Annotated in this window: 19 protein-coding genes; 7 read left to right on the top strand and 12 right to left on the bottom strand. The window is 57.1% G+C overall.

Features of this window, described 5'->3' with window-relative positions; translation table 11 throughout:
• The first annotated feature begins 151 nt into the window (after nucleotides 1-151).
• A complete protein-coding gene (clpB, locus tag VEB01_RS06105; RefSeq protein WP_324873732.1) occupies nucleotides 152-2,731 on the top strand; it encodes an ATP-dependent chaperone ClpB in 2,580 nt (859 codons plus the stop codon).
• A 454-nt stretch (nucleotides 2,732-3,185) separates the two neighbouring features.
• On the top strand, nucleotides 3,186-4,574 hold the full coding sequence (locus VEB01_RS06100; RefSeq protein WP_324873730.1) for a sigma-54-dependent transcriptional regulator: 1,389 nt from the start codon (nucleotides 3,186-3,188) through the stop codon (nucleotides 4,572-4,574).
• 114 nt (nucleotides 4,575-4,688) lie between these two features.
• Here the strand turns inward: VEB01_RS06100 and VEB01_RS06095 are convergent, their stop codons facing one another.
• The 3 genes from VEB01_RS06095 to VEB01_RS06085 all read right to left on the bottom strand — a co-directional run bounded on the left by VEB01_RS06095 (nucleotide 4,689) and on the right by VEB01_RS06085 (nucleotide 8,207).
• On the bottom strand, nucleotides 4,689-4,841 hold the full coding sequence (locus tag VEB01_RS06095; RefSeq protein WP_324873728.1) for a hypothetical protein: 153 nt from the start codon (nucleotides 4,839-4,841) through the stop codon (nucleotides 4,689-4,691).
• Between the two features lie 176 nt (nucleotides 4,842-5,017).
• Complete coding sequence (locus VEB01_RS06090) at nucleotides 5,018-5,710, bottom strand: MgtC/SapB family protein (RefSeq protein ID WP_324873726.1); 693 nt, start codon at nucleotides 5,708-5,710, stop codon at nucleotides 5,018-5,020.
• A 121-nt stretch (nucleotides 5,711-5,831) separates the two neighbouring features.
• On the bottom strand, nucleotides 5,832-8,207 hold the full coding sequence (locus VEB01_RS06085; protein ID WP_324873724.1) for a penicillin acylase family protein: 2,376 nt from the start codon (nucleotides 8,205-8,207) through the stop codon (nucleotides 5,832-5,834).
• Between the two features lie 97 nt (nucleotides 8,208-8,304).
• On the opposite strand from VEB01_RS06085, the gene rph reads away from it, so the two are divergent.
• Nucleotides 8,305-9,033, top strand: a complete 729-nt coding sequence (gene rph, locus VEB01_RS06080) for a ribonuclease PH (protein ID WP_324873722.1) — start codon at nucleotides 8,305-8,307, stop codon at nucleotides 9,031-9,033.
• A 41-nt stretch (nucleotides 9,034-9,074) separates the two neighbouring features.
• Here the strand turns inward: rph and VEB01_RS06075 are convergent, their stop codons facing one another.
• Nucleotides 9,075-9,653 (bottom strand): beta-class carbonic anhydrase, encoded by a 579-nt coding sequence (locus VEB01_RS06075; protein ID WP_324873720.1) that lies wholly within the window; start codon nucleotides 9,651-9,653, stop codon nucleotides 9,075-9,077.
• A 123-nt stretch (nucleotides 9,654-9,776) separates the two neighbouring features.
• Between VEB01_RS06075 and rdgB the strand changes: the two genes are divergently transcribed.
• On the top strand, nucleotides 9,777-10,376 hold the full coding sequence (gene rdgB / locus VEB01_RS06070) for an RdgB/HAM1 family non-canonical purine NTP pyrophosphatase (RefSeq protein ID WP_324873718.1): 600 nt from the start codon (nucleotides 9,777-9,779) through the stop codon (nucleotides 10,374-10,376).
• Nucleotides 10,377-10,397: 21 nt separating this feature from the next.
• Here rdgB and VEB01_RS06065 read toward each other — a convergent pair whose 3' ends face one another.
• The 3 genes from VEB01_RS06065 to rluD are packed head-to-tail and all read right to left on the bottom strand — an operon-like array spanning nucleotide 10,398 to nucleotide 12,917.
• On the bottom strand, nucleotides 10,398-11,231 hold the full coding sequence (locus VEB01_RS06065; RefSeq protein WP_324873716.1) for a ZIP family metal transporter: 834 nt from the start codon (nucleotides 11,229-11,231) through the stop codon (nucleotides 10,398-10,400).
• Between the two features lie 16 nt (nucleotides 11,232-11,247).
• Nucleotides 11,248-11,973: a peptidoglycan editing factor PgeF gene (pgeF, locus tag VEB01_RS06060; RefSeq protein WP_324873715.1), complete on the bottom strand. Its 726-nt coding sequence runs from the start codon at nucleotides 11,971-11,973 to the stop codon at nucleotides 11,248-11,250.
• Nucleotides 11,970-12,917, bottom strand: coding sequence for a 23S rRNA pseudouridine(1911/1915/1917) synthase RluD (rluD, locus tag VEB01_RS06055; RefSeq protein ID WP_324873713.1), 948 nt, complete (start codon nucleotides 12,915-12,917; stop codon nucleotides 11,970-11,972). The genes pgeF and rluD overlap by 4 nt, the downstream gene beginning before the upstream one ends.
• A 58-nt stretch (nucleotides 12,918-12,975) precedes the next feature.
• Here rluD and VEB01_RS06050 point away from each other — a divergent pair, with 58 nt between their 5' ends.
• The 3 genes from VEB01_RS06050 to VEB01_RS06040 all read left to right on the top strand — a co-directional run bounded on the left by VEB01_RS06050 (nucleotide 12,976) and on the right by VEB01_RS06040 (nucleotide 15,287).
• A complete protein-coding gene (locus VEB01_RS06050; RefSeq protein WP_414675420.1) occupies nucleotides 12,976-13,821 on the top strand; it encodes an outer membrane protein assembly factor BamD in 846 nt (281 codons plus the stop codon).
• 58 nt (nucleotides 13,822-13,879) lie between these two features.
• Complete coding sequence (locus VEB01_RS06045; protein WP_324873711.1) at nucleotides 13,880-14,797, top strand: carbohydrate kinase family protein; 918 nt, start codon at nucleotides 13,880-13,882, stop codon at nucleotides 14,795-14,797.
• 157 nt (nucleotides 14,798-14,954) lie between these two features.
• On the top strand, nucleotides 14,955-15,287 hold the full coding sequence (locus tag VEB01_RS06040; protein ID WP_324873709.1) for an RNA recognition motif domain-containing protein: 333 nt from the start codon (nucleotides 14,955-14,957) through the stop codon (nucleotides 15,285-15,287).
• A 207-nt stretch (nucleotides 15,288-15,494) separates the two neighbouring features.
• On the opposite strand, the gene VEB01_RS06035 is transcribed toward VEB01_RS06040, so the two are convergent.
• From VEB01_RS06035 to pstC, 5 genes are all read right to left on the bottom strand, one after another.
• The gene (locus VEB01_RS06035; RefSeq protein WP_324873707.1) at nucleotides 15,495-17,153 is read right to left on the bottom strand and encodes a hypothetical protein; all 1,659 of its coding nucleotides are present in this window, start codon (nucleotides 17,151-17,153) and stop codon (nucleotides 15,495-15,497) included.
• Between the two features lie 380 nt (nucleotides 17,154-17,533).
• On the bottom strand, nucleotides 17,534-18,226 hold the full coding sequence (phoU, locus tag VEB01_RS06030; RefSeq protein ID WP_324873705.1) for a phosphate signaling complex protein PhoU: 693 nt from the start codon (nucleotides 18,224-18,226) through the stop codon (nucleotides 17,534-17,536).
• 37 nt (nucleotides 18,227-18,263) lie between these two features.
• On the bottom strand, nucleotides 18,264-19,097 hold the full coding sequence (gene pstB, locus VEB01_RS06025) for a phosphate ABC transporter ATP-binding protein PstB (RefSeq protein WP_324873703.1): 834 nt from the start codon (nucleotides 19,095-19,097) through the stop codon (nucleotides 18,264-18,266).
• A gap of 98 nt (nucleotides 19,098-19,195) precedes the next feature.
• Nucleotides 19,196-20,506, bottom strand: coding sequence for a phosphate ABC transporter permease PstA (pstA, locus tag VEB01_RS06020; RefSeq protein WP_324873701.1), 1,311 nt, complete (start codon nucleotides 20,504-20,506; stop codon nucleotides 19,196-19,198).
• Nucleotides 20,499-21,878, bottom strand: coding sequence for a phosphate ABC transporter permease subunit PstC (gene pstC / locus VEB01_RS06015; protein WP_324873699.1), 1,380 nt, complete (start codon nucleotides 21,876-21,878; stop codon nucleotides 20,499-20,501). Before pstC ends, pstA begins: the two co-directional genes overlap by 8 nt.
• Between the last annotated feature and the right edge of the window lie 68 nt (nucleotides 21,879-21,946).

Here is a 21,946-nt window from a genome sequence, read left to right as displayed (position 1 = left end):
AAGCAGATTTTAAGGGTGGAGTTCCACTAAAACGCCTTCCGGAGCGCATCCATAACGGTCAACTGTATCGGGCGCAGTTACGCTTGAAAACCAGACGCCGCATCCCAATCTATTGAGTCATCTTCTTTAAGCAACAAAAGGCATTTTCCCAATGCGAATGGATAAACTCACCAGCAAATTCCAGGCGGCCTTGGCCGAAGCGCAAAGCCTGGCTTTGGGGCACGATCATCAGTTCATCGAGCCGATGCACGTTATGGCGGCGCTGCTCGATCAGGAAGGCGGGACTGTGCGGCCCCTGCTCTCGCAATGCGACGTAAACGTCAACCAGCTCCGCGCTTCGCTGGAAGAGGCGCTAACCCGCATGCCCCGCGTGGAAGGCGTCGGGGGCGACGTGCAGGTCTCGAACGAACTGGGCCGGCTGTTGAACCTGACCGACAAGCTGGCCCAGAAGCGCGGCGACAAGTTCATCACCAGCGAAATCTTCGTGCTGGCGGCCATCGAAGACCGCAGCCAGCTCGGCGATTTGCTCCGGAAAGCAGGGCTGGACCGAAACAAATTGGAAAAAGCCATCGATCAAATTCGGGGCGGTCAGAAGGCGGACGACGCAAACGTGGAAGAACAACGCCAGGCGCTCCAGAAATTCACCATCGATCTGACCGAGCGCGCCGAGCAGGGCAAGCTCGATCCAGTGATCGGCCGCGACGACGAAATCCGCCGCACCATCCAGGTTCTGCAGCGGCGCACCAAGAACAATCCCGTTCTGATCGGCGATCCCGGCGTCGGGAAAACCGCCATCGTCGAAGGCTTGGCGCAACGCATCATCAACGGCGAAGTGCCGGAGGGTGTCAAAGGCAAGCGCTTGCTGGCCCTGGATATGGCCGCCCTCATCGCCGGCACCAAGTTCCGCGGCGAATTCGAGGAGCGGATGAAGGCGCTCCTGAACGATATCGCGAAACAGGAGGGCAAGATCATCCTCTTTATCGACGAATTGCACACGCTGGTCGGCGCGGGCCGTGCGGAAGGTGCGATCGATGCAGGCAACATGCTGAAGCCCGCCCTGGCGCGCGGCGAACTGCATTGCATCGGCGCCACGACGCTGGACGAATACCGGAAGTACATCGAAAAGGACGCGGCCTTGGAGCGGCGTTTCCAGAAAGTACTGGTGGACGAACCCAGTGTCGAGGATACCATCGCGATCCTGCGCGGGCTCAAGGAAAAGTACGAGGTGCATCACGGCGTCACCATCACCGACCCCGCCATCGTGGCGGCAGCGACCCTGTCGCACCGCTACATCACCGATCGCAATCTGCCGGATAAGGCTATCGACCTGGTGGACGAGGCCGCGAGCCGCATCCGCATGGAAATCGATTCCAAACCGGAAGAAATGGACCGTCTCGACCGTCGTCTGATTCAGCTCAAGATCGAACGCGAGGCTTTGAAAAAGGAAACCGACGAGGCATCGCGAAAACGGCTGGATGCGCTGAAAGAACACATCGCCGATTTGGAGAGGGAGTACGCGGAACTGGAGGAGATTTGGAAATCGGAGAAAGCCGCCCTGCAAGGCACGGCCGCCATCAAGGAAAAGCTGGAGCGGGCGCGATTGGATTTGGACGCGGCGCGGCGCAGCGGCGATCTCGCCCGCATGTCGGAGCTGCAATACGGCGATATTCCCAAGCTGCAGAAGGAGCTGGATCTCGCCAGCCAGGCGGAAATGCAGGAAACCAAGCTGATGCGCAACAAGGTCACGGACGAGGAAATCGCCGAAGTGGTCTCCAAGTGGACCGGCATTCCGGTCGCCAAAATGCTGGAAGGCGAACGGGAAAAGCTGCTCCACATGGAAGAGAAATTGGCTCAGCGGGTGGTGGGACAAGAGGAAGCGATCAAAGCCGTTTCCGATGCCATCCGCCGGTCCCGCGCCGGCCTCGCCGATCCGCGCCGTCCCAACGGTTCCTTCCTGTTCCTGGGCCCGACCGGCGTAGGCAAGACCGAGCTGTGCAAAGCCTTGGCCGAGTTCCTGTTCGACACCGAGGAAGCCATGGTGCGGATCGACATGTCGGAATTCATGGAAAAGCACTCGGTGGCCCGTCTCATCGGAGCGCCGCCGGGCTATGTCGGTTACGAGGAAGGCGGTTACCTGACCGAGGCTGTGCGGCGCAAGCCCTACTCGGTCATCCTGCTGGACGAGGTGGAAAAAGCCCATCCCGAAGTGTTCAACATCCTGCTGCAGGTGCTCGACGACGGACGGCTCACCGACGGTCACGGCCGCACGGTGGATTTCCGCAACACAGTCATCGTGATGACCTCGAACCTCGGGTCCGACCGCATCCAGGAACTGGCTGGCGAGGAGAATTACCAGCGGATGAAGGCCGCGGTGATGGAGGTGGTCGCTCACTACTTCAGGCCGGAATTCATCAACCGCATCGATGAAGTCGTGGTCTTCCACCCGCTGGTCAAAGAGCAGATCCGCGCCATCAGCCGAATCCAGATCGGCTACTTGCAAAAGCGCCTGGCCGACCGCGACGTGAGGCTGGAAGTCAGCGAAGCCACTCTGGACAAGCTTGGCGAGGCCGGGTTCAACCCGGTCTACGGCGCGCGGCCGCTGAAGCGCGCCATTCAGCAGCAGATCGAGAACCCGCTGGCGCAGGATATCCTGGCCGGCAAGGTCGCTACCGGCGACACGGTCAGCGCGGACGTGGAGAACGGCGCGATAGTATTCCGCAAAGCGGCCTGAGCTTATTGCCCGCCATCTTCGGCACAGGGAGGTGCCGCGCCTTGTGCGCAGCATCGCGCGAACGACGGGCCCTCTTGCCGCTTCTTGCGCCGGTGCATAGAGCCTGAGATTATATGATGCCGACGGATGGCCTTCAGGCGGCCTAGTCCGGATATTTCACCCCGGATCGTAGCGAAACGTCGCAAGGCGTGTGGCTGCAAGGCGCGCGACGGAAGAAGCTCGGAGGCGTACTTGACCGGTACGTCGAGCACTTCGACCGAGCGCAACGCCGTAGACGCGCGCCGTGCGACGTTGTAGTAGATTTGCGGGTGAAATATCCGGGCTATACTCGCCCCTGACGCCGTCGGAATCACCGAAGCCCTACGACATACCGGTGACAGGCATCCGATCCGTGGATTCTGAGAATCCAAACTCCTCGGCAGCCTCAAGACTCGTGAACCAGGAAGGACGACACATGGATATGCGCAAGGTACTGTGCTTCAATTTCTCGGTCGCTCGGAGCGAACCGCTCGATGCTCTGCGGTCTCTGGATTGGACAATCTTTTCCACCGGCGATCTTAACGAGGCCAAGAACCTCATCGATCACCATCGCCTCAACGTTGGAATGGTTTTCTTCGGTTCGCTCCGGGAAACCGGCCTGTCCGCGATCAACGATCTTTTCACCGCACGCCGCTCGATGGAGTGGATCGCCTTATTGGCACCGGAAGCCTTGAACCGGCCGGACGTATGCGAGCTGATTTCCCGCCGCTTTTACGATTATCACACGCTGCCCCTGGACCCCGAACGATTGCAGCTGACCCTGGGCCATGCCTTGGGCATGGCTCATATGCTGGAACGCAGCACGGCGTGTTCGGACCATAAACATGAGGAGGAAATGGTCGGCTGCAGTCCCGCAAGCCTCAAGCTGTTCAGAACCATCAAGAAAATCGCCGCCATCGACGCTCCCGTGTTGATCATCGGCGAGAGCGGCGCCGGAAAAGAATCGGCGGCTGTCTCCATACATCGAGCCTCCGCTCGATGCGACAAACCCTTTATCAAAGTCAGCTGCAACGGATTGCCGCCGGATGTCATCCAATCGGAGCTGTTCGGTTACGCGAAAGACCGGCACAACAGAACCCAGAGGCCGACCAAGGGACGCTTGGAAGCCGCGGCCGGAGGCACGGTGTTCCTGGACGACATCGGCAATCTGAGCGGCGATCTCCAGGCCGATCTGCTGAATTTCATCCGGGAAAAAACCATCCGATCAGGCAACGGCACCCCGGAAACGCCGATTGACGTCCGGATCATTGCCGCCGCCCAAACCGATTTGAAACCAGCCGTGGCGGACGGCGGCTTCGGGGAAGACCTTTATCTTCAGCTCAAGAGCTTGACCGTCAACATTCCTCCGCTCCGGGAACGCCAGGACGATATTGAACTCCTGGCCAAGCATTATCTTCGTTTGTTCGCCAACGGTGATGGCTGCCCCGTTCAAGGCTTTGAACCGGAGGCCCTAAAAGCTATGCGCCGTTACGACTGGCCCGGCAATATTCGCGAACTGATCAGTCGGATCAAGCGGGCCATGGTCATGTGCGAAGGCTCTTCGATAACCTCGGCAGACCTGGGTCTGAACGACTGCCATCCAAAGTTCGCCAACACGCTCGATCATCTGATGACCTTGGAAGAAGCCAAAGATCAGACTGAAAAGGAAATCATCCAGCTTGCGCTGCAAGTCACGGAAAACAATATCTCACGCGCGGCGCGACAATTGGCGGTATCCCGCATGACGCTTTATCGCCTGATGTACAAGCATCAAATCAGAAGCCACTGGGTCGAGGAAAGTTTGGGAATTGCGGCGAGGAAATGAGCCTCCCTCGGTCCGCTTTCGAGCACGGCCCATCGGATCGAGTGAGTTAGACGGAACTCTGGCCCAATCTCTCCGAAAGATGACGACGCCCCTTTGCGGGACGTCGTCATCCGGTTAATTGTCCCCGATGATCTGCGGCTCGAACGAAAACACTTCCGGCGCATTCGGGTCGAGCGTTAGCTCATACAGCGCCGCGCCGTTGACGTTGTTGATCGAAGCCACCAGCTTGCCGTCTTCCTCGATCTTGATCAGGCTGAAATTGAACATCTGCTTGGCCTGCTCGTAGCCCCTGGATTCGCCGTGGGAAAGCGGAACAACGATTCCGCGCCGAGCATCGTGTCGAAGGCGGCGTTCGGAAAAATACCGGCGTTGATCGGCCCGGACGTCCGTTTTTCTGGGTGGTGAACCAGACCTTCCCTACCGATTCATCAAGAAAGAGGGAGCTAATCCCCCACCGGCGAAATTCTGAACTCCATGAGATCAGTCTCTTGCCGAAGCCGATCGGCAAGTTGACTGAAATGGATTTGATTGTAAGTACAGATGACCATGCAGTACTCGAAGGCTTTGCCGCTCTCGACAAGACGGTAGCTCATGCTGGCGATGCGTGCCTTGTGTTGGGCAATTAAACTGCGAACGGTCGATTCGTCGGGCGTTGACTCCCTCGAATACCGCAGCTTCAGTTGAGCGTATTGTTGGCTCGGTAGCCAGTACTCGATCAAACGGAAGATCGCCAGAGTGCCCACGACCGCACCGGTTACAAGGATCGCAGGATAGTAGAAGCCGATGCCGTAAAGGATGCCGAGAGCGGCGGTCATCCAGATGGATGCCGCCGTAGTCAGGCCGCGGATGGTCAGTTTCTCCTTAAAAATCACCCCGGCTCCCAAAAAACCGATGCCCGTCATGATGCCCGCCGCCATGCGGGTCGGATCGGTCTGAATCGTCTCCAGGGGCACGTCCTTCAACCACTGCCCCTGATAGCTGGTCAGCGACATCAGAAGCGCCGAAGCCAAACAGACGAGAGCATGAGTGCGAAACCCGGCCGGACGACCGTGAAACGTGCGCTCAAGTCCGATGAGGCTGCCGGCCGTCCACGCGCTACCCAAGCGGATCGCTATTTCGAGGTATTCGTCGCTCATAACGCTCTCCCTGGCAATTCGTAGGCCGCATTACGGTAACAAAGCATCACTCAATAATCAGACATTGACCATAGGATTATGCCTCTCCGGACTGAACCAACCTAAAACTATCCGCGAGAGATTATTGTTCGGGCGCCAATATCAAACGATGCTTAGCCGCGCCCGGCAAAAAAGGCAGAGCGATACCTTCAAGCCAGGCTTCTTGCTGATCGCGGTAATGCGCCGAGAACGGGTGTCCCGATTGGCCGCCCGGCATGTGAAGAATACCGTTCTCGGGGTGGCCCGGCGACACGGCCATGCGCTCGCTGGCGCCATGCCCGTCGTAGAACACTCGCACGCAGAAACTGCTGCAGCCGCTCGCGGGCTCATCGGGCATGTCCAGAATCCAGCCGGCTAGTGTGAACGCCCGGCCGAACGGATGGCTCAAATGAACCCGATTGATCTGCCCCCAGGCAAGGTCCTCCAGCCGGTCGATACCGCTCCGCCGCCTGACCTCATCCGCGCTGCGGCGGAGCGTCTCGGTCAAGAAACGGCGCCAATCGGCATACTGACGATCCGGCAGGGTTTCCGGAGTTTGCTCCGTCAGCAGCGTGCGGAGGGGCGTTTCCTGCTCGCGCCAGGCATAGGCAAAACTCGGATCGGCCGCCGCGCAACGGCTCACCAGGGGAGCGAACACGGCTTTTGCGAGATTCTGCCGCCACTCGACCAGCAGCCCGATACCGGTGCTTTCGGCATCGAGGCGGCCGTTCCAGCGCTCGATCGAACGCTTGGCGTCGGCCAGAACCGCGTCTTGGCTCTGCGTCTCTTCGGTCAGCACGGACAACGCCAAGCGGCGATAGAACTCGTAAAACTCGCTAACCGTATCGAGCTGTAACGCCAGCATGTCCTGTTCCGACACCTGGCTCATCCCTTTAAGCCGCTCGGCGATGCGGTAGGCTCGATAGCTGTAGGAGAAATTGTGGCCGATCACGTAGGGATAGCCTTTACCCAAGGTGCGGTTGTTGGCAGTCGCCAGAAATCCTTCGGCGGGATCGATGACCCGCGGTAGTTCTTCCGGCGGAATGAATCCGTCCCAGCGGGCGCCGCCGTCCGCCCAGGAAACGCTGACGCTGCCGTCGAAGCCCACCCGTTTCGGGAAAAAGCCCATGTAAGTCCAGGCGATGTGCCCCGATTCGTCCGCCAGAACGACGTTCTGAGGCGGTGCGCCGGCGCGGTTCACGACAGCCATGGCTTCCTTCAGGGTTTTGGCCTGGTCCATCCCGAGCAAACCCAGATTCACGGCTCGCGGATCCAGCGCGATCCAGCGGATCGCCACGGCTTGGCCTAGCAGCGGGTCCGGGGATAACGGCCCCCAAACCGTGCTCTTCAGCTCGATGGTCTCGGCGTTACCGTCCTTCACGGCGATGGTCTCGGCTCGGGTCTCGAACTGCCGCCAGCCTTCGGGCGTCCGGTATTGACCGGGATCGGCGGGATTGAGCTCGATCCGCACCAGATCCATCAAATCGGCGTCCACGTTGGTGAAACCCCAAGCCACATGGCCGTTGCTGCCGACCACGACGAGCGGCACCCCCGGCAGGGTAACGCCGGAAAAATCCACATCGCCATAGAGCAACCGGGCACGGTACCAGATATTCGGCACCCCAAGACCCAAGTGCATATCGTTGGCCACGATCGCGCGCCCGTCCTTGGTTTTCGTTCCGCCCACCACCCAGTTGTTCGAGCCGATGCTCGGCGCTTCCGGCTCGATGGCACCGCCGAACTTCTGAGCTCCCGCCTCGTCGATCAGACTTGCGATCGATTTCACCGGAACCTTGCGCGCCGGCCGGCGGGACTCTTCGCCGCCCAGCAGCACGGACGCGTATGGGTCGGTGTCGGGCGTCATAAAAGCCGTCACTTCGGACGGCAGAAAACGGTCCATCAGCGTGAGGGTTCGCTCGTCCTTGTCGTTTCCGTTCAGGGTTTGAAACATGCCCAGTGCGACCAGCATGCTGTCTTCCGGCCGCCAGGGATCGGGACGATAACCCAGAAAACGGAACTCGAACGGCAGGACTTTAGCCCGTGAGATAAACGCATTCACGCCGTCCGTGTAGGCTTGCAATACGGTGCGTTGATCGGCCGGCATCCGGTTCACGGCATCCTCGGCCGCACGTCGGAACTGATAGGCTCTCTGCCGCTTATCTAGGGTCAAAGCCTTTTCTCCGAAAATTTCCGCTAATCGTCCGGCGGTCTTGCGCCGCATGAGATCCATTTGGAAAAGCCGGTCCCGCGCATGGAGATAGCCCAGCACGCGGAACGCATCCTCTCGAGTTCCGGTCCGTACCGAGGGAATTCCGAATTCGTCCGCTTCGACCTCGGCCTTAGCGGAGAGTCCGGGCAGGCTCGTTTCACCGCCCATGACGGGCAGCGACTGAGCAATCCTGTCAATCTGGTAGCTTGCGGGCGCTATCACGAAAAGCAACGCGAACCCGACCAAATACAAAAACCGTTTAGCGTTCATGGGTGACTATTGTTACCTCTGTCTCGGACTGCCGGTAAAAAGCGAGGGTATTTGAATTCGGGTATACTGCCTCGATTTTCGAAGAGTGAGCAATACCATGAGACCGAGCGGACGTCAGGCGGATGAGCTGCGAAAGATCGCATTGACCTGCAACTACACGAAACACGCGGAAGGCTCGGTGCTCGTCGAATTCGGCGATACGCGCGTAATCTGCACGGCCAGCATCGAGGAAAAGGTGCCGCCGTTCCTGAAAGGCAAAGGCAGCGGCTGGATTACGGCGGAATACGGCATGTTGCCACGCTCCACGCATGAACGAATGGGACGGGAAGCGTCCAGGGGCAAACAGGGCGGCCGCACCATGGAAATCCAGCGGCTTATCGGGCGTTCCCTGCGGGCGGCGCTGAACCTGGAAGCACTGGGAGAGCGGACCATTACCATTGACTGCGATGTCATCCAGGCCGATGGCGGTACCCGCACGGCCTCGATTACCGGCGGCTACGTCGCGTTGTCCATCGCTATACGCAACCTGATGAAGCAGAGAAAGCTCAAGATCAATCCCATTCACGGCCAAATTGCATCGGTATCGGTCGGCATCTACAAGGGCATACCGGTGCTGGACCTCGATTATCGCGAGGATTGCGAGGCGGAAACCGATATGAACGTGGTCATGAACGATGCCGGCGCCTATGTGGAGGTTCAAGGCACGGCGGAAGGTCATGCCTTTCGGCGGGAGGAGCTCGACGCCATGCTCGACCTGGCCGGTAAGGGAATCAAAGATTTATTGGCCCATCAGCAGGCCGCGCTTGAAGACGGCAAAGCCGGCTAAAACCGGCTTTGCATCGCGAATAAAAACTATCTCACAGTACGTTAAAGCGGACGCCCGGCCGCCATGGCTTCGGGCACTTCCACCAGCTTGCCCGATCTGACGTCATAGATGAAACCGTAGATCGGGATGTTTTTCGGCACCAGGACGTGGCTGCGAATCCGTTTCACGTCCTCGGCGACGCTCTGCTCCTGGTTTTTGATGGTCAGCCAGTTGATGTATTTGCCGTCTGCTGAACCCGGCCCCCTTCCAACGTCGCGCCAACCGTTGGCGTCAATGGTGGCGGTTTCCAGGCTGCTGCTCAATAGGTCGCTCATGATCTCGTTGGTGAACAGCTCCATGCCGCAGTCGGTGTGGTGAATCACAAACCACTCGCGGGTTCCGAGCAATTTGTACGAGATTACCAGGGAACGGATCGCATCGTCGCTCGCCCGCCCTCCCGCATTGCGGATCACGTGAGCATCGCCCTCGGAAAGACCGGCGTACTTGGCCGGATCCAACCGGGCATCCATACAGGTCAGGATCGAGAAATGCCGCCCCGGCGGCAAGGGAAGATGGCCTTTATCGAAACTCCCGGCATACGCCTGATTGGCGCTGAGAACTTCGTTCAAGATTTGGCTCATGTGTTTTTCTCCTTTCAAATTGTTATTGTTTATGGCACCGCCTGCTCAAGAAGCAGTCAGCGCACCGGCTGAAACGCTCCTCTTGGGGAAGGATTCGGCCCGCCATCCTGAGACAAGCCGACGATGAAAAAAATCCTGCTCGCCAGCAACAATCCCGGAAAGGTCCGCGAAATCCAAGCCATGTTAATAAACGATGGCATTGAAATCGTACCGCAATCCGCTTTTCAAATCCCGGACGTCGAAGAAGTCGGGCTCACATTTGTCGAGAATGCCATCCTGAAAGCCCAGCACGCCAGCAAGCTTTCCGGCTTGCCGGCCATCGCCGACGATTCGGGGCTGGAAGTCGACGCCTTGGGAGGAGCACCCGGCGTTTTCTCGGCCCGCTACGCCGGGGTAGGCGCCAACGATACTGCGAATAACGCCAAGCTGCTACGGGATCTGGAGGGTATCCCGGACGCTGGCCGTACGGCCCGGTTTCGCTGCGTCATGGTTTTTCTGCGCCACAAGCAAGACCCGAGCCCTTTGATCGGGCAAGGCGTGTGGGAGGGGATCATTTTGCATGAGCCGCGCGGGGTGCAGGGTTTCGGTTACGATCCGCTGTTTCTTGTGCCGGAAAAAGGCTGCGCCTCGGCCGAATTGTCCCCTGAAGAAAAAAACCAGCTGAGCCACCGCGGCAAAGCTCTGCGGGAGCTAGTGGCGCAACTGCGCGGCCTGGCCGAATAAAGCCGCCGCCAACCGATACCTCTACGGAACGATGGCGGGGCGCTCCGACGAAACGGCCGGACGGGAGTGATCTTTATGGAATTCTTCGGTATACGCATGCGCCGAAAAGACCAGCAGCACGCCGGCACTTATCATGGCGATTTGTTGGAATGCGGCGCTGGCGTTGGTGCGATGGTGCAAACTGGGAATGAGGTCCGCAACCGCCACGTAGACGAAACTCGATGCCGCCAAGGCGAGAAAGTATGGCAGAGCCTCGCGGAGATTTTCTAAACTGTAATACGCCAAAACACCGCCCAGCAGAGTCGCCAGGCTGGACAGCAGATTGTAGAGCAAGGCCTTGGCGCGGCTGTAACCGCTCTTCAGCAGAATCGCAAAATCGCCCACTTCCTGCGGAATCTCGTGGGCGAACACCGCCAGGCTGGTGACTACTCCTAAGTGCAAATCGGTGAGAAAGGCCGCGGCGATCAGCACGCCATCCACAAAGTTGTGGATGCCGTCGCCCAGTACGATAAGGGTGCCGGCCGGCTGGTGAAAATGCTCGTCCGTGTGCGTCTCGCAATCGCCGGCATGGCAATGCCGCCAAAGCAGCAGCTTTTCCAGCAAGAACAACCCGAGTATTCCGACCAGCACGGCGGCAAAGACGGTGTCCGACCTCTCCACGCCGACCGTTTCGACGGCGTGGGGTAAAAGATCCAGAAAAGCCACGCTCAATAACGCGCCCAAGGCGAAGCTGATGCCGTGGGGCAGCACGCGGGGATGATGACGGTCGGGAATCATCAGGAACAACGATGCCGCAAGGACGCTCAAGACGCCGCCGATCAACGTGAAAACAACAATCCAAAGAAGCAGATTCATTAATGTTTTGTTTGTATTATTCGCGCCAGATCAACGTGGCCATGCGGCCCGTGACGCGGTCGCGTCGATAGGAAAAAAAATCTTCGGCATTGCTGAAGGTACAGAAACCGCCGCCGTAGATTTCCGAAATACCGACATCGTTCAGCACAATACGAGCGAGACGGTAAAGATCCGCCAGCCATTTTGCGTCCTCCGTTTCGCGGAACGCCGCGGCGAACGCTGACCTCTTGCGGACGAAGGCTTCTCGAACCTCATCGCCCACCTCGAACGCATCCTGGCCTATGGCAGGCCCGAGCCATGCCATTAAGTTGCCTTCCCCCAGCGACTCGATGGCCGCTTCGATCACGCCGGCCGCAAGCCCTTTCCACCCGGCGTGCACCGCCGCCACGCGATCGCCTTCCTTCGAACAAAGCAAGACCGGAAGACAATCCGCGGTCATGACCGCACAAACGACACCGGTGTCGTGCGTGAATGCCGCATCCGCGCTTCGGTCCGACAATGCATCGGCGCGCACGACTTGAGTTCCGTGTATTTGATTCAACCAGACGGGTTCCGCGAGCAGATTCAAGGCATCTCTTAGCCGGCGCCGGTTTTCCGCAACCCGACTCGGCTCGTCCCCGACATGAGCGCCCAGGTTAAGGCCATGGTAAGGTCCTTTGCTTACTCCGCCCCGGCGCAATGTGCTCGCTGCTCGGATACCGGGCGGCACAGGCCACTCGGGTTCGATCCAGAATCCGCTCATGCCCGTTCTCTCAACGCCGCGAGCAAATCGGAAAAATCCGCCGGAAGCGGCGACTGCCACTCCATATACTCGTGGGTTACCGGGTGAATAATCCCGAGCTTTTCCGCATGCAAGGCCTGTCTTTTGAAATCCCGGATGACCCTAATCAGCTCCTCGCTCGCCCCGGCCGGTATTCGAAGCCGGCCGCCGTACACCGGGTCCCCCACCAGCGGATGGCGGATATGAACCATGTGAACGCGGATTTGATGGGTGCGCCCGGTTTCAAGCTTTACCCGGAGCAAAGTGTGATGGGGAAAACGCTCGGCGATACGGTAATGGGTGACGGCGAGCTTGCCTTCATCGCGGACGGCGAAACGCTTCCGGTCGGTCTGGTGCCGGCCGATCGGTTCGTCCACCGTTCCGCCGGCAGTCATGGTGCCTTGCACCAAAGCCAAATATTCCCGATGCACGGTCCGAGCTTGAAGCTGCTCCACCAGCGACTTGTGCGCGGGCAATGTCTTAGCGGCCATCAACAATCCACTGGTGTCCTTGTCCAGTCTGTGGACGATGCCGCAGCGCGGAATACCTGCCAGCATGGGAGCATGATGCAGCAAAGCATTCTGCAAAGTCCCGTCACGATGGCCAGCCGCCGGGTGCACGACAAGACCAGCCGGCTTGTCGATGATCAAGATCGCTTCGTCCTCGTAGACGACGGTTAGAGGGATATCCTGACTCTCGACTGTCGTGGTCTCCTCGACATCGGCGTGCAATACTACCTGCTCGCCGCCCAGAATACGGTGCTTGGGGGGCAGAACCGCCCCATCGACCCGGGCCGATCCGTTCTTGATCCAGTATTGCAGGCGGCTTCGGGAAAAATCCGGAAACAGCTCGCTCAAGGCTTGATCGAGGCGCGAGCCAGCCAGCGATGGCGGAATTTCGGCGGTGAAAATGCGGGTGGAATTCACTTCTATGGAATCAACAATTCAAGGTATACTGCGGCCGTTAAGACTGTCCGACCCGATCATGCCGTTTTTTTTCACTCTTTTTCGGGCTGCGTGCCTCATTCTTTGGCCCTTGGCCTTTGCCTTGGCGTTATCCGGCTGCTCCGGCAATCGCGAGCAAACGGACGAATACGCCGATTGGACCGCGGAGCAGTTTTACACCGAGGCGAAAAAAGCGCTGACGGAGAAACGTTACGAAAAAGCGGTGCGATTATACGAGAAATTGGAAGCGCGCTATCCGTTCGGCAAATATGCGACTCAGGCGCAACTCGACATCGCCTACGCTTACTACAAAAACGACGAATCCGACTCAGCTCTCGCCGCCACCGACCGCTTCATCAAGCTCAATCCGACCCACCCCAACGTCGATTACGCCTATTACCTCAGAGGATTGGTGAATTATAACCGAGGCATAAGCTTTATCGATCGTTTTATGCCGACGGACTCTTCCCAACGGGATCCCGGATCAGCGCGGGATGCCTACAAAGAATTCGATGAACTGATCACGAAGTTCCCCAACAGTCGCTACGTGGATGACGCCAAGCAACGCATGGTGTCGCTAAGAAACAATCTGGCCATGTACGAGGTTCACGTCGCCGACTTCTACATGCGACGGGGCGCCTATCTTGCAGCCGCCAGGCGCTGTACCGAAATCATCCGCAACTATCAACGCACCCCGGCCGTGCCCGTGGCTTTGCAGATTATGGAGCAAGCGTACCGCAAGCTGGATATGAAGGAGTTGGCCGACGACGCGGCACGAGTCTACGCGTTCAACTATGCCAACGGCGTTCCCGGTCAGGCCAAAGATCTAGTTTACGAGCCGTCCGCCATGGAGCGATTGTGGAACTTTCTCGGTTTGGAAAAATAGCCTTCTATCCGATCCACAGGACGACCTTCTCAAGGATGAACAGCAAACTCCCTACCCAATGATCGAAAGCCACGATATTCAGGTGTTGTGCGTCGGACACGCATCTTATGACCTGGTTTTTTCCGTGCCTCACCACCCGGAAGCGGACGAAAAAATCTTTGCCGATTCGCTGGTCTCCTGTGGTGGCGGTCCCGCAGCTAACGCGGCTGTAACCGCAGCACGTCTGGGCTATAAGGCTGCCTTTGCGGGTTATTTAGGGAACGACCTCTACGGGCACATGCATTTGGAGGAACTGCGGCGAGAACAGGTAACCACGAATCTAATCGTGCGAGGCTCTTCTCCCACCCCATTGTCCACAATCTTGGTAAAACCGGACGGCAAGCGGGCTCTGGTCAACTATAAGGGCGACACTAGACCTCTTCCGGCAAACAGCATTGATTTTTCGGCCGTCGCGCCGGAAGTGATTCTGTTTGATGGACACGAAGCCGCTGTCTCCGAGCCCTTATGCGCATGGGCGAAGTCTAGGGGCATTCCCACAGTCCTGGACGCTGGATCTCTACACAAGGGAACCGAGGCGCTGATGTTCTCAGTGGACTTCCTGGTTTGCTCCGAAAAGTTCGCTAGGCAATGGCTGGATGAAGATGCCCCGGAGCGAGCTTTAAATCGCTTGGCCGAACGCTCGCCCGCAGTCGTCATTACCTCGGGCGAGCACGGACTGATTTGGAAAAAAGGCATCGAGTCGGGAAGCCTGCCCGCTTTTCCGGTACAGGCCGTGGACACCACAGGGGCCGGCGACGCCTTTCACGGGGCGTTCGCCGCCGCCCTCGCGAGTGGCCGGAATTGGCGGGAAATCTTGCGCTACGCCAGCGCCGCAGGCGCTCTCTGCTGCACTAAAGCAGGCGCGCGGCCGGGCATTCCCGATCGGGAAAAAGTCGAGCTGTTTTTAAAATATCAGGAACAACGACCGAGTTATTGACATCGGACAAATTCCCTTTGAAGCTTATGGTATATCGGGATATTTTCAGCCTTTCTCCTTCACCTGGTATGGATGAAAATACAGGCCGGCAATTTGGCTCCGCTGATGGAGTCAATCATCAGTTCTTGATCTTAGTGCCATTCGTTGAGCAGCTGATGTGTTTAGTAAGGAAATGGCACGAAGTCATGAACAGGTGTTTTCGATGAATATCTACGTCGGCAATTTGTCCTATCAACTCACCAGCGAGGAATTGCGCCAAGCTTTTGAACAGTTTGGCGAAGTTATCACCGCCAACGTGGTGATGGATAAACTTACAGGTCGCTCCAAGGGTTTCGGCTTCGTAGAAATGCCGGACCAAGCTAGCGCTGAAGAGGCTATCAAGCAGCTAGACGGCGCCGAGCTCAAGGGTCGTAATATTCGGGTAAACGAGGCACGCCCTCGCTCCGAAAGCCAATCGACTTTTCCGCCGAGGCGCGCGCGGCACGTTTGACGGCTGAAACCCGCCGTCTCCGCTTTCCGGCTATTTGGAACACGAGACGGCGATTTAATCGCCCGCTAGACAGGCTCTAAAAACGAAGACCATCGATCAGTTTCCATTCGGAGCGTGCTTTCCATGCCACGGAAAAAGCGCCAGAGAAACAGTCCCCCACCATAGCGCAACGCGCACTCTATGAGTCGCGCGACCTCTCTCAGACAATCAATTAAGGCGCTCCACGAATTCGGCATCGATTCTGCAACCACCCAAATCCGGATAGTCGCGCAGATTCTGCCGGTAATCACGATAAGTGGGATGCTGAAAAGCCAAGCGCTTGACCTTGCCGCCATCGAATTCGAACTCCAAAGCCCCGCCTTTGGCTAAAGGACCGCCGGCTTTCGTCACGAACAGCATAACCGCCACGTTTTTAAGCGGTCTCTCCTGCTCAAACGCAGGTCTGGCGCAACTTAAAGCGTCAATCTGAAGTCCTGCGAAAACCTGGGCTAATTGCGCCGCAGTGATCACAATCCCGGTACCGGGGACGGCAGGGACATTCAAGACTTGTTCGAGACCGAAATTCGCGAGATGGTTTTGCAGCAAAACGGTGCCAGCACCTTTCTCATCGGCTGCTATCAAAGGATATAACTGGCGCTCAGCCGCCGCCGGATCGGAATTCGTCATCGCCGCGATCAATTGCCGCTCCACGGAGCGAATGGCAGCGGAATAGCTTTCCTTCTCTTGGGTCTGGCGCAGGATTCCCCGCCAATCCTCCTCGGAATTGACGGCCAACCCCATTTTTTTCATGGTCTCGTAATCCTCTGAGGCCAAACATCCGCCGAAGCCCTTGGCCCGATACTGTTGCGACTGGCTGTAAGGGATTTCTCCACTGAGGACTTGTTGTCCCGGCACGTTGTAATTCTTCCAATCGGCGCTCTTATCCAAAAAGTAATAGAGCACGGCGTTGCGATCGAATCTATTGAAGCCGAGATCCTTCATCACGACCTTGAGTTTCCTGCAACTGCCCTCGACGTCTTGGTAACTGTCCCAATTCGGCTGAAGATTCGGGCGATCGGGATGATCCGCCTCGGTGATATATTTCAACAGACTCGCATCCGCCGCACCTGCTTGCATTTTCGATCGCCAAAGCTCCTCGAGAGAGAGGTCTCTGGCATCCGGCAATCCATCGGAGCTGATCTTAAGCAGGAGAGATGAGCGCAGAGCACCGTAAACCCTGACTTCTCCCAAAGGCTTCGCGTTAGAACCCAGAAAAGCCACGGGGCTATCCGAAACCTCGCGAATGGCAAAACTCGTCTGATTGACGCCCCCGCCTTGGTTGTTCAGCGTAATAGCCGCCGGCAGTGAATGCACCTCGCGCCTGCTTTGATTCCCTGAGGAAACTTGCTGCGGCCTCTCCGCAACCTGCCGCTCGTTATTCAGCATCCAACCCGAGGCGAGCCGACTCATGAGCGCCACACCGGCCCCAGCCCCGGTGATCGCCAGTACTCCGCTCGCGGTGCCGACATCATTCGCCAGCTTGGTGAAATCGACATCACTGTTGAAACTGTTGACGAAGCTGAAGTCGATTTGGGTGTCTTCGGCCGTATCGAGCCTCATCCAAGGCGTCAGATAAACTTTTCTGGCGTTAAACGTAAAACTACACTCGCCGGCTGCCGTTTGGTAGACGAGCGCCGGCACTTCGCTGTAAAGCTTGAGCGTGTCGTTTCTGATCTGAAATAGAAGTGCGGCCGAGGCGCCGCCCTTCTTATAGCTTCTGCCGAATTCCTGACACCCTTCCCCCCGGTTTGCATCACGCGTGAATTCAAACTCGGAAATCAGTTGAATATAGAAATCGTCGCCCTGCACCGCCGACATGCCCGGCAAAGGTCGCAGCTCGGTCGGTTTCGTCTCTGGGTAATCGACAGTTACTTCCCGCGTTCCGGCACAACCCGAGAGGACGAACACCCCTGCGGTAGCGAGTCGAGTTAAACTGGAATGGAGGAGCACAAGACGTCGCGAAGCGATCGGCCTCCGTTCGGATACGAAGGTTCGTGAAGTTATCAATCTTGGCATTTGCATGTGTATTGGCGCGCTCACTGCCGGTTTCAGCCGGAGGTCACCACCCAAAAACCTTGATAAATACCGACTTTATTGCAAGGGGGTAACAGTATGCGCTTTATGAAGGTTTGCATGTCGACTTGGAACTATACCGCGTCACCGCCGGTATAGCCAGCCGAAGGTGGCCTGCCGTAAGGGGCAGACCATCATGGATTTTGGTGTCGAACGTCCTTTCCTTTGACTTGAAAAATCACGTACTCGGCAAGATTCTGCGCATGAGCACCGATACGCTCCAAGGCCTTGATGGCCAACACCATGTTAATGGCAAAACCGATGTTCCGGGAATCTTCCATAATATAAGTTATCAATCGCCTCAAACTGGCTTCGAACTCATCCTCCAGCTCGTGATGGTGGGTGATTATATCCCTGGCCATCTCGTCATTGGAACGGTCGAATGCCTCCAAGGCTTTTTCCAAGGCACTGGACGCCATTTGCCCCATTACGTGCACATCACGCAGCAGGTGATCGTTCGGATCACAGGCATCATTTCCATAGATTTGCAGGGCAATGTTTGCAACCTTCACCGCCTCGTCACCGATACGCTCCAAATCGGTGACTCCCTTCGATACTGCCATGACCATCCGAAGGTCCCCTCCGACAGGGCAACGGCGAGCGATGAGTTCCACAATATCCGCATCGGTCTCCACTTCGAGATGATCGAGTTCGTTTTCACGCTGACTAATCTTCCGAGCTAATGCCAGGTCTTTGTTTTTGACCGCCAGTAACGCGTCCTTGAGCTGAGTCAACGCCAACCCGCCCATTTCGACAATGCGGTAATGAAGCTGATTCAACTCGCCGTCAAAGCGTTTGACGATGTGCCCTTCATTCTGGATAGTCATCGCTTCTTCCTTCTTACTTCACGGCCGGACGCTTTCCTTAACCGAAACGTCCGGTGATGTAGTCCTCGGTTAGCTGATGGCGGGGATTCGTGAAAATCTGCGCCGTTTCACCCACTTCGATCAGCCGGCCGAGGTGAAAGTAAGCAGTCCGCTGCGATACGCGCGCCGCCTGCTGCATGGAGTGCGTAACAATCGCGATCGTGTAGTGCGCGCGAAGCTCGTCGATCAGTTGCTCGATTTTGGCAGTGGCAATCGGATCCAGCGCGGAGCACGGCTCGTCCATCAAAATCACTTCCGGGTTAACCGCTATGGTTCGCGCTATGCATAGCCTTTGCTGCTGTCCGCCCGACAAACTGGTACCCGGATGATGCATGTAATCCTTTACTTCATCCCAAAGACCCGCGCGTCTCAAGGATGTTTCTACAACCTCTTCAAGTTCGGCCTTCGAGGAGGCCAAACCGTGTATGCGCGGACCGTAGGCCACATTTTCGAATATGGTCTTCGGAAATGGATTGGGCTTCTGAAAAACCATGCCTACTTGTGCACGCAAAGGCACGACATCGAGCGAGCCGTCGTAGATATCCTGACCGTCCAACACAATTTGACCGGTCACCCGACATGCGGGGATGGTGTCGTTCATCCGGTTGAGGCACCGGATAAAGGTTGACTTGCCGCATCCGGAAGGCCCGATGAGCGCAATTACTTCATTTCGACCTATATCGAGACTAACGTCCTGAATGGCATGCTTATCGCCGTAATAGACGTTTACATCGCGGCACTCGATGCGCGGATTCGGCGAAGTAATGTCACCGACTGTTTTTGCATATTCCCGATTAAACGAGGCTTCGGAGGTTTTTTCACGGTTTTTCATTCGTGGCGGCTCTCGGTGCGATACCGACGTTTTAAATTCCATAAGTGAATTCATACCTCAACCTACTATTTTTCTGACCGTGTAGTGAAAACGCGTTGTTACCAGCGTCGCTCATAGCGTTTGCGTAGATAAACCGCCAACCCGTTCATGAAAATCAAAAACACCAGCAGAACCATGATCGCTGCCGATGTACGCTCGACAAAGCCACGCTCCGGACTATCGGCCCAGAGATAGATTTGCACCGGAAGAACCGTTGAGGGTTCCATGACGCTTTGGGGAATATCAACGATGAACGCGACCATACCGATCATAAGAAGCGGAGCGCTTTCACCCAACGCACGAGCCATGCCGATAATGGCGCCCGTCATCATTCCGGGAACGGCAAGCGGGAGGACATGATGGAACACCATCTGCATTGGCGACGCACCCACCCCCAGGGCGGCCTCGCGCACGGACGGCGGAACGGCTTTCAATGCGGACCGCCCGGCGATGATGATAACGGGCAGGGTCATCAAGCTCAGCACCAAGCCACCGACCAACGGCGAGGATCTCGGCAGCCCGAAGAAGTTGATGAATACCGCGAGCCCGAGGAGGCCGAATACGATAGACGGAACCGCTGCCAAATTATTGATATTGACCTCGATGAGATCGGTCCAACGATTGCGCGACGCGAATTCTTCCAGATAAACCGCGGCGGCCATACCGATCGGTAATGAGAGACCGAGGGTTACCAGGAGCGTAAACAAAGACCCCATCACGGCGCCCCATATGCCCGCCGACTCCGGCTCCCGCGAGTCACCGGAGGTAAAAAAAGCCGTGTTGAACGATTTCTTGATGTGGCCTTCAGCCTCAAGCTTGTCGATCCAGGCAATTTGATTATCTTTGAGACGTCGCTCGGCCTCTGCTCCGCCCCGTCCGGACTGCCCCTTCACAAACATGTCGACGTCATCGTCGGCGGAAACCCAAACCCGTTCGATCTTGCCAAGGAGTTCCGGCTTTGCCAAAACAAGATCACGGAGACTATAGGAAGCTCCTGAACTTATAAGACCATTGAGCGCTCTTTTTGCCTGGCGCTCCTTCACATCCGGGAACAGCGAGCTCAGAGCGTTTTTTAAAAGTCCATCATAATCCGCTTCCATAAGCGCGGACTGATTGCGCCTGCCCTCCGGATCGATCAGCTCCGGGTCGAAATGGATATCCAGCCCTATGGAAGTTTGTTGGAAAGCCGTATAGCCGTTGGCAATGATGCTACCGAATAGAATGACCAGGAAACACAAACCGAGAATAATGGACACAAGCCCATAAAGCTGGAAACGCTTCTCGGCCTGCCGCCGCTTTACAAGACTAGTACGGACGACATCGATAGTCCGGCGGGGGGAGCGCCCTGAAACTTCACTGAGATCATTCATATTGTTCCCGATACTTTCGCACGATATGCAGCGCGATAATATTTAGCGCCAGCGTGACCAAGAAGAGCACCAGTCCGAGAGCGAAAGCCGCCAAGGTTTTGGGACTATCGAATTCCTGATCGCCAACCAGCAAGGTTACGATCTGGGTTGTTACGGTCGTGACTGCCGCCAGAGGGTTTGCCGTGAGGTTGGCCGTCAGACCCGCCGCCATCACCACGATCATGGTTTCGCCGATAGCGCGAGACACCGCCAGCAAAACGCCACCCACGATCCCCGGCAGTGCTGCAGGTATGATCACCTGCCTGATCGTCTCGGCTTGTGTCGCGCCTAGAGCATAAGCGCCATCGCGGAGCGACTGAGGCACGGCATTGATGAAATCGTCGGAAAGGGACGACACGAACGGAATAATCATGATACCCATAACCGCTCCCGCAGCCAGCGCGCTTTCCGACGATACATCCAAGCCGAATCGCGCCCCCAGATCACGGACAAACGGGGCAACGACCAGCGCCGCGAAAAAGCCATAAACGACTGTGGGTATACCGGCAAGGATCTCCAGAAGCGGCTTAGCCGTAGCACGAAACTTAGGGCCAGCATATTCCGACAAATAGATAGCCGACAGCAAACCAATCGGCACCGCCACCAGCATTGCGATCAGGGAAATCAACAAGGTGCCCGTGAATAGAGGCACTGCTCCGAAGGCCCCGGAGGAACCGACTTGATCCTCTCGAATAGCCATCTGCGGGCTCCAATCCAAACCGAACAGAAATTCGGTGACGGGTACCTTTTGGAAAAAACGGATCGATTCGAAAAGAACCGACAAGACGATACCTATCGTCGTAAAGATCGCCAAGGTGGAGCAGACAATTAGAAATACCGTGACCGACTTTTCCACTTGGTTCCGGGCTCGATGCTCCTTACTTATCCGTTGATGAGCATATGCCGCCCCGGTGATAGCTACGGAAATCGCCACCACGCTTAATAAAAGGTTACTTGTACTTTTCAGCTTAAGATAATGATTCGCTGCAGTTTGGATAGCAGGATCGATCCCTCCTGCAACAGCGCCGTTCGCGACATTTCGGATATCGTTAACTACCAAACCGAGCCGATCTGATGGAACTGAGTTCAATCCGTCTGGGAGTGCCGAGACAACAAGCTGGATGACGATCGAGCTTTCAAAGGAGGCCCATAAAAATAGGACCGTTAACGCCGGAATTCCACACCAAAGCGCGGCGTAGTAGCCGTAATAACTCGGTAGCGAGTGAAGATTCCTGACTGCTCCGCCGGCCACTTGTAGAGACCGCCGGCGACCGATGTAATAAGCGGCCGCACTTAGCAATACAAGCAGGAAGAGAAGTGTGGATTTCTGCATTCTAAGGCAAACCCTCGAAAAACAAGCGACCGGGATTGCAACCCGGTCGCTGAGATACCGCTTCTCGA

Origin of the sequence: Methylocaldum sp. (assembly GCF_035627495.1) — a bacterium.
Lineage (GTDB): Bacteria > Pseudomonadota > Gammaproteobacteria > Methylococcales > Methylococcaceae > Methylocaldum.
The sequence above is the reverse complement of the archived record's forward strand: the minus strand, read 5'-3'. Positions and strand labels throughout refer to the sequence as shown.

Bases quoted from the DNA above. Each gene is read 5' to 3' on its own strand.
- clpB (WP_324873732.1), top strand. From the start codon at position 152: ATGCGAATGGATAAACTCACCAGCAAATTCCAGGCGGCCTTGGCCGAA.
- VEB01_RS06100 (WP_324873730.1), top strand. From the start codon at position 3,186: ATGGATATGCGCAAGGTACTGTGCTTCAATTTCTCGGTCGCTCGGAGC.
- VEB01_RS06095 (WP_324873728.1), bottom strand. From the start codon at position 4,841: ATGTTCAATTTCAGCCTGATCAAGATCGAGGAAGACGGCAAGCTGGTG.
- VEB01_RS06090 (WP_324873726.1), bottom strand. From the start codon at position 5,710: ATGAGCGACGAATACCTCGAAATAGCGATCCGCTTGGGTAGCGCGTGG.
- VEB01_RS06085 (WP_324873724.1), bottom strand. From the start codon at position 8,207: ATGAACGCTAAACGGTTTTTGTATTTGGTCGGGTTCGCGTTGCTTTTC.
- rph (WP_324873722.1), top strand. From the start codon at position 8,305: ATGAGACCGAGCGGACGTCAGGCGGATGAGCTGCGAAAGATCGCATTG.
- VEB01_RS06075 (WP_324873720.1), bottom strand. From the start codon at position 9,653: ATGAGCCAAATCTTGAACGAAGTTCTCAGCGCCAATCAGGCGTATGCC.
- rdgB (WP_324873718.1), top strand. From the start codon at position 9,777: ATGAAAAAAATCCTGCTCGCCAGCAACAATCCCGGAAAGGTCCGCGAA.
- VEB01_RS06065 (WP_324873716.1), bottom strand. From the start codon at position 11,231: ATGAATCTGCTTCTTTGGATTGTTGTTTTCACGTTGATCGGCGGCGTC.
- pgeF (WP_324873715.1), bottom strand. From the start codon at position 11,973: ATGAGCGGATTCTGGATCGAACCCGAGTGGCCTGTGCCGCCCGGTATC.
- VEB01_RS06050 (WP_414675420.1), top strand. From the start codon at position 12,976: ATGCCGTTTTTTTTCACTCTTTTTCGGGCTGCGTGCCTCATTCTTTGG.
- VEB01_RS06045 (WP_324873711.1), top strand. From the start codon at position 13,880: ATGATCGAAAGCCACGATATTCAGGTGTTGTGCGTCGGACACGCATCT.
- phoU (WP_324873705.1), bottom strand. From the start codon at position 18,226: ATGACTATCCAGAATGAAGGGCACATCGTCAAACGCTTTGACGGCGAG.
- pstB (WP_324873703.1), bottom strand. From the start codon at position 19,097: ATGAAAAACCGTGAAAAAACCTCCGAAGCCTCGTTTAATCGGGAATAT.
- pstA (WP_324873701.1), bottom strand. From the start codon at position 20,506: ATGAATGATCTCAGTGAAGTTTCAGGGCGCTCCCCCCGCCGGACTATC.
- pstC (WP_324873699.1), bottom strand. From the start codon at position 21,878: ATGCAGAAATCCACACTTCTCTTCCTGCTTGTATTGCTAAGTGCGGCC.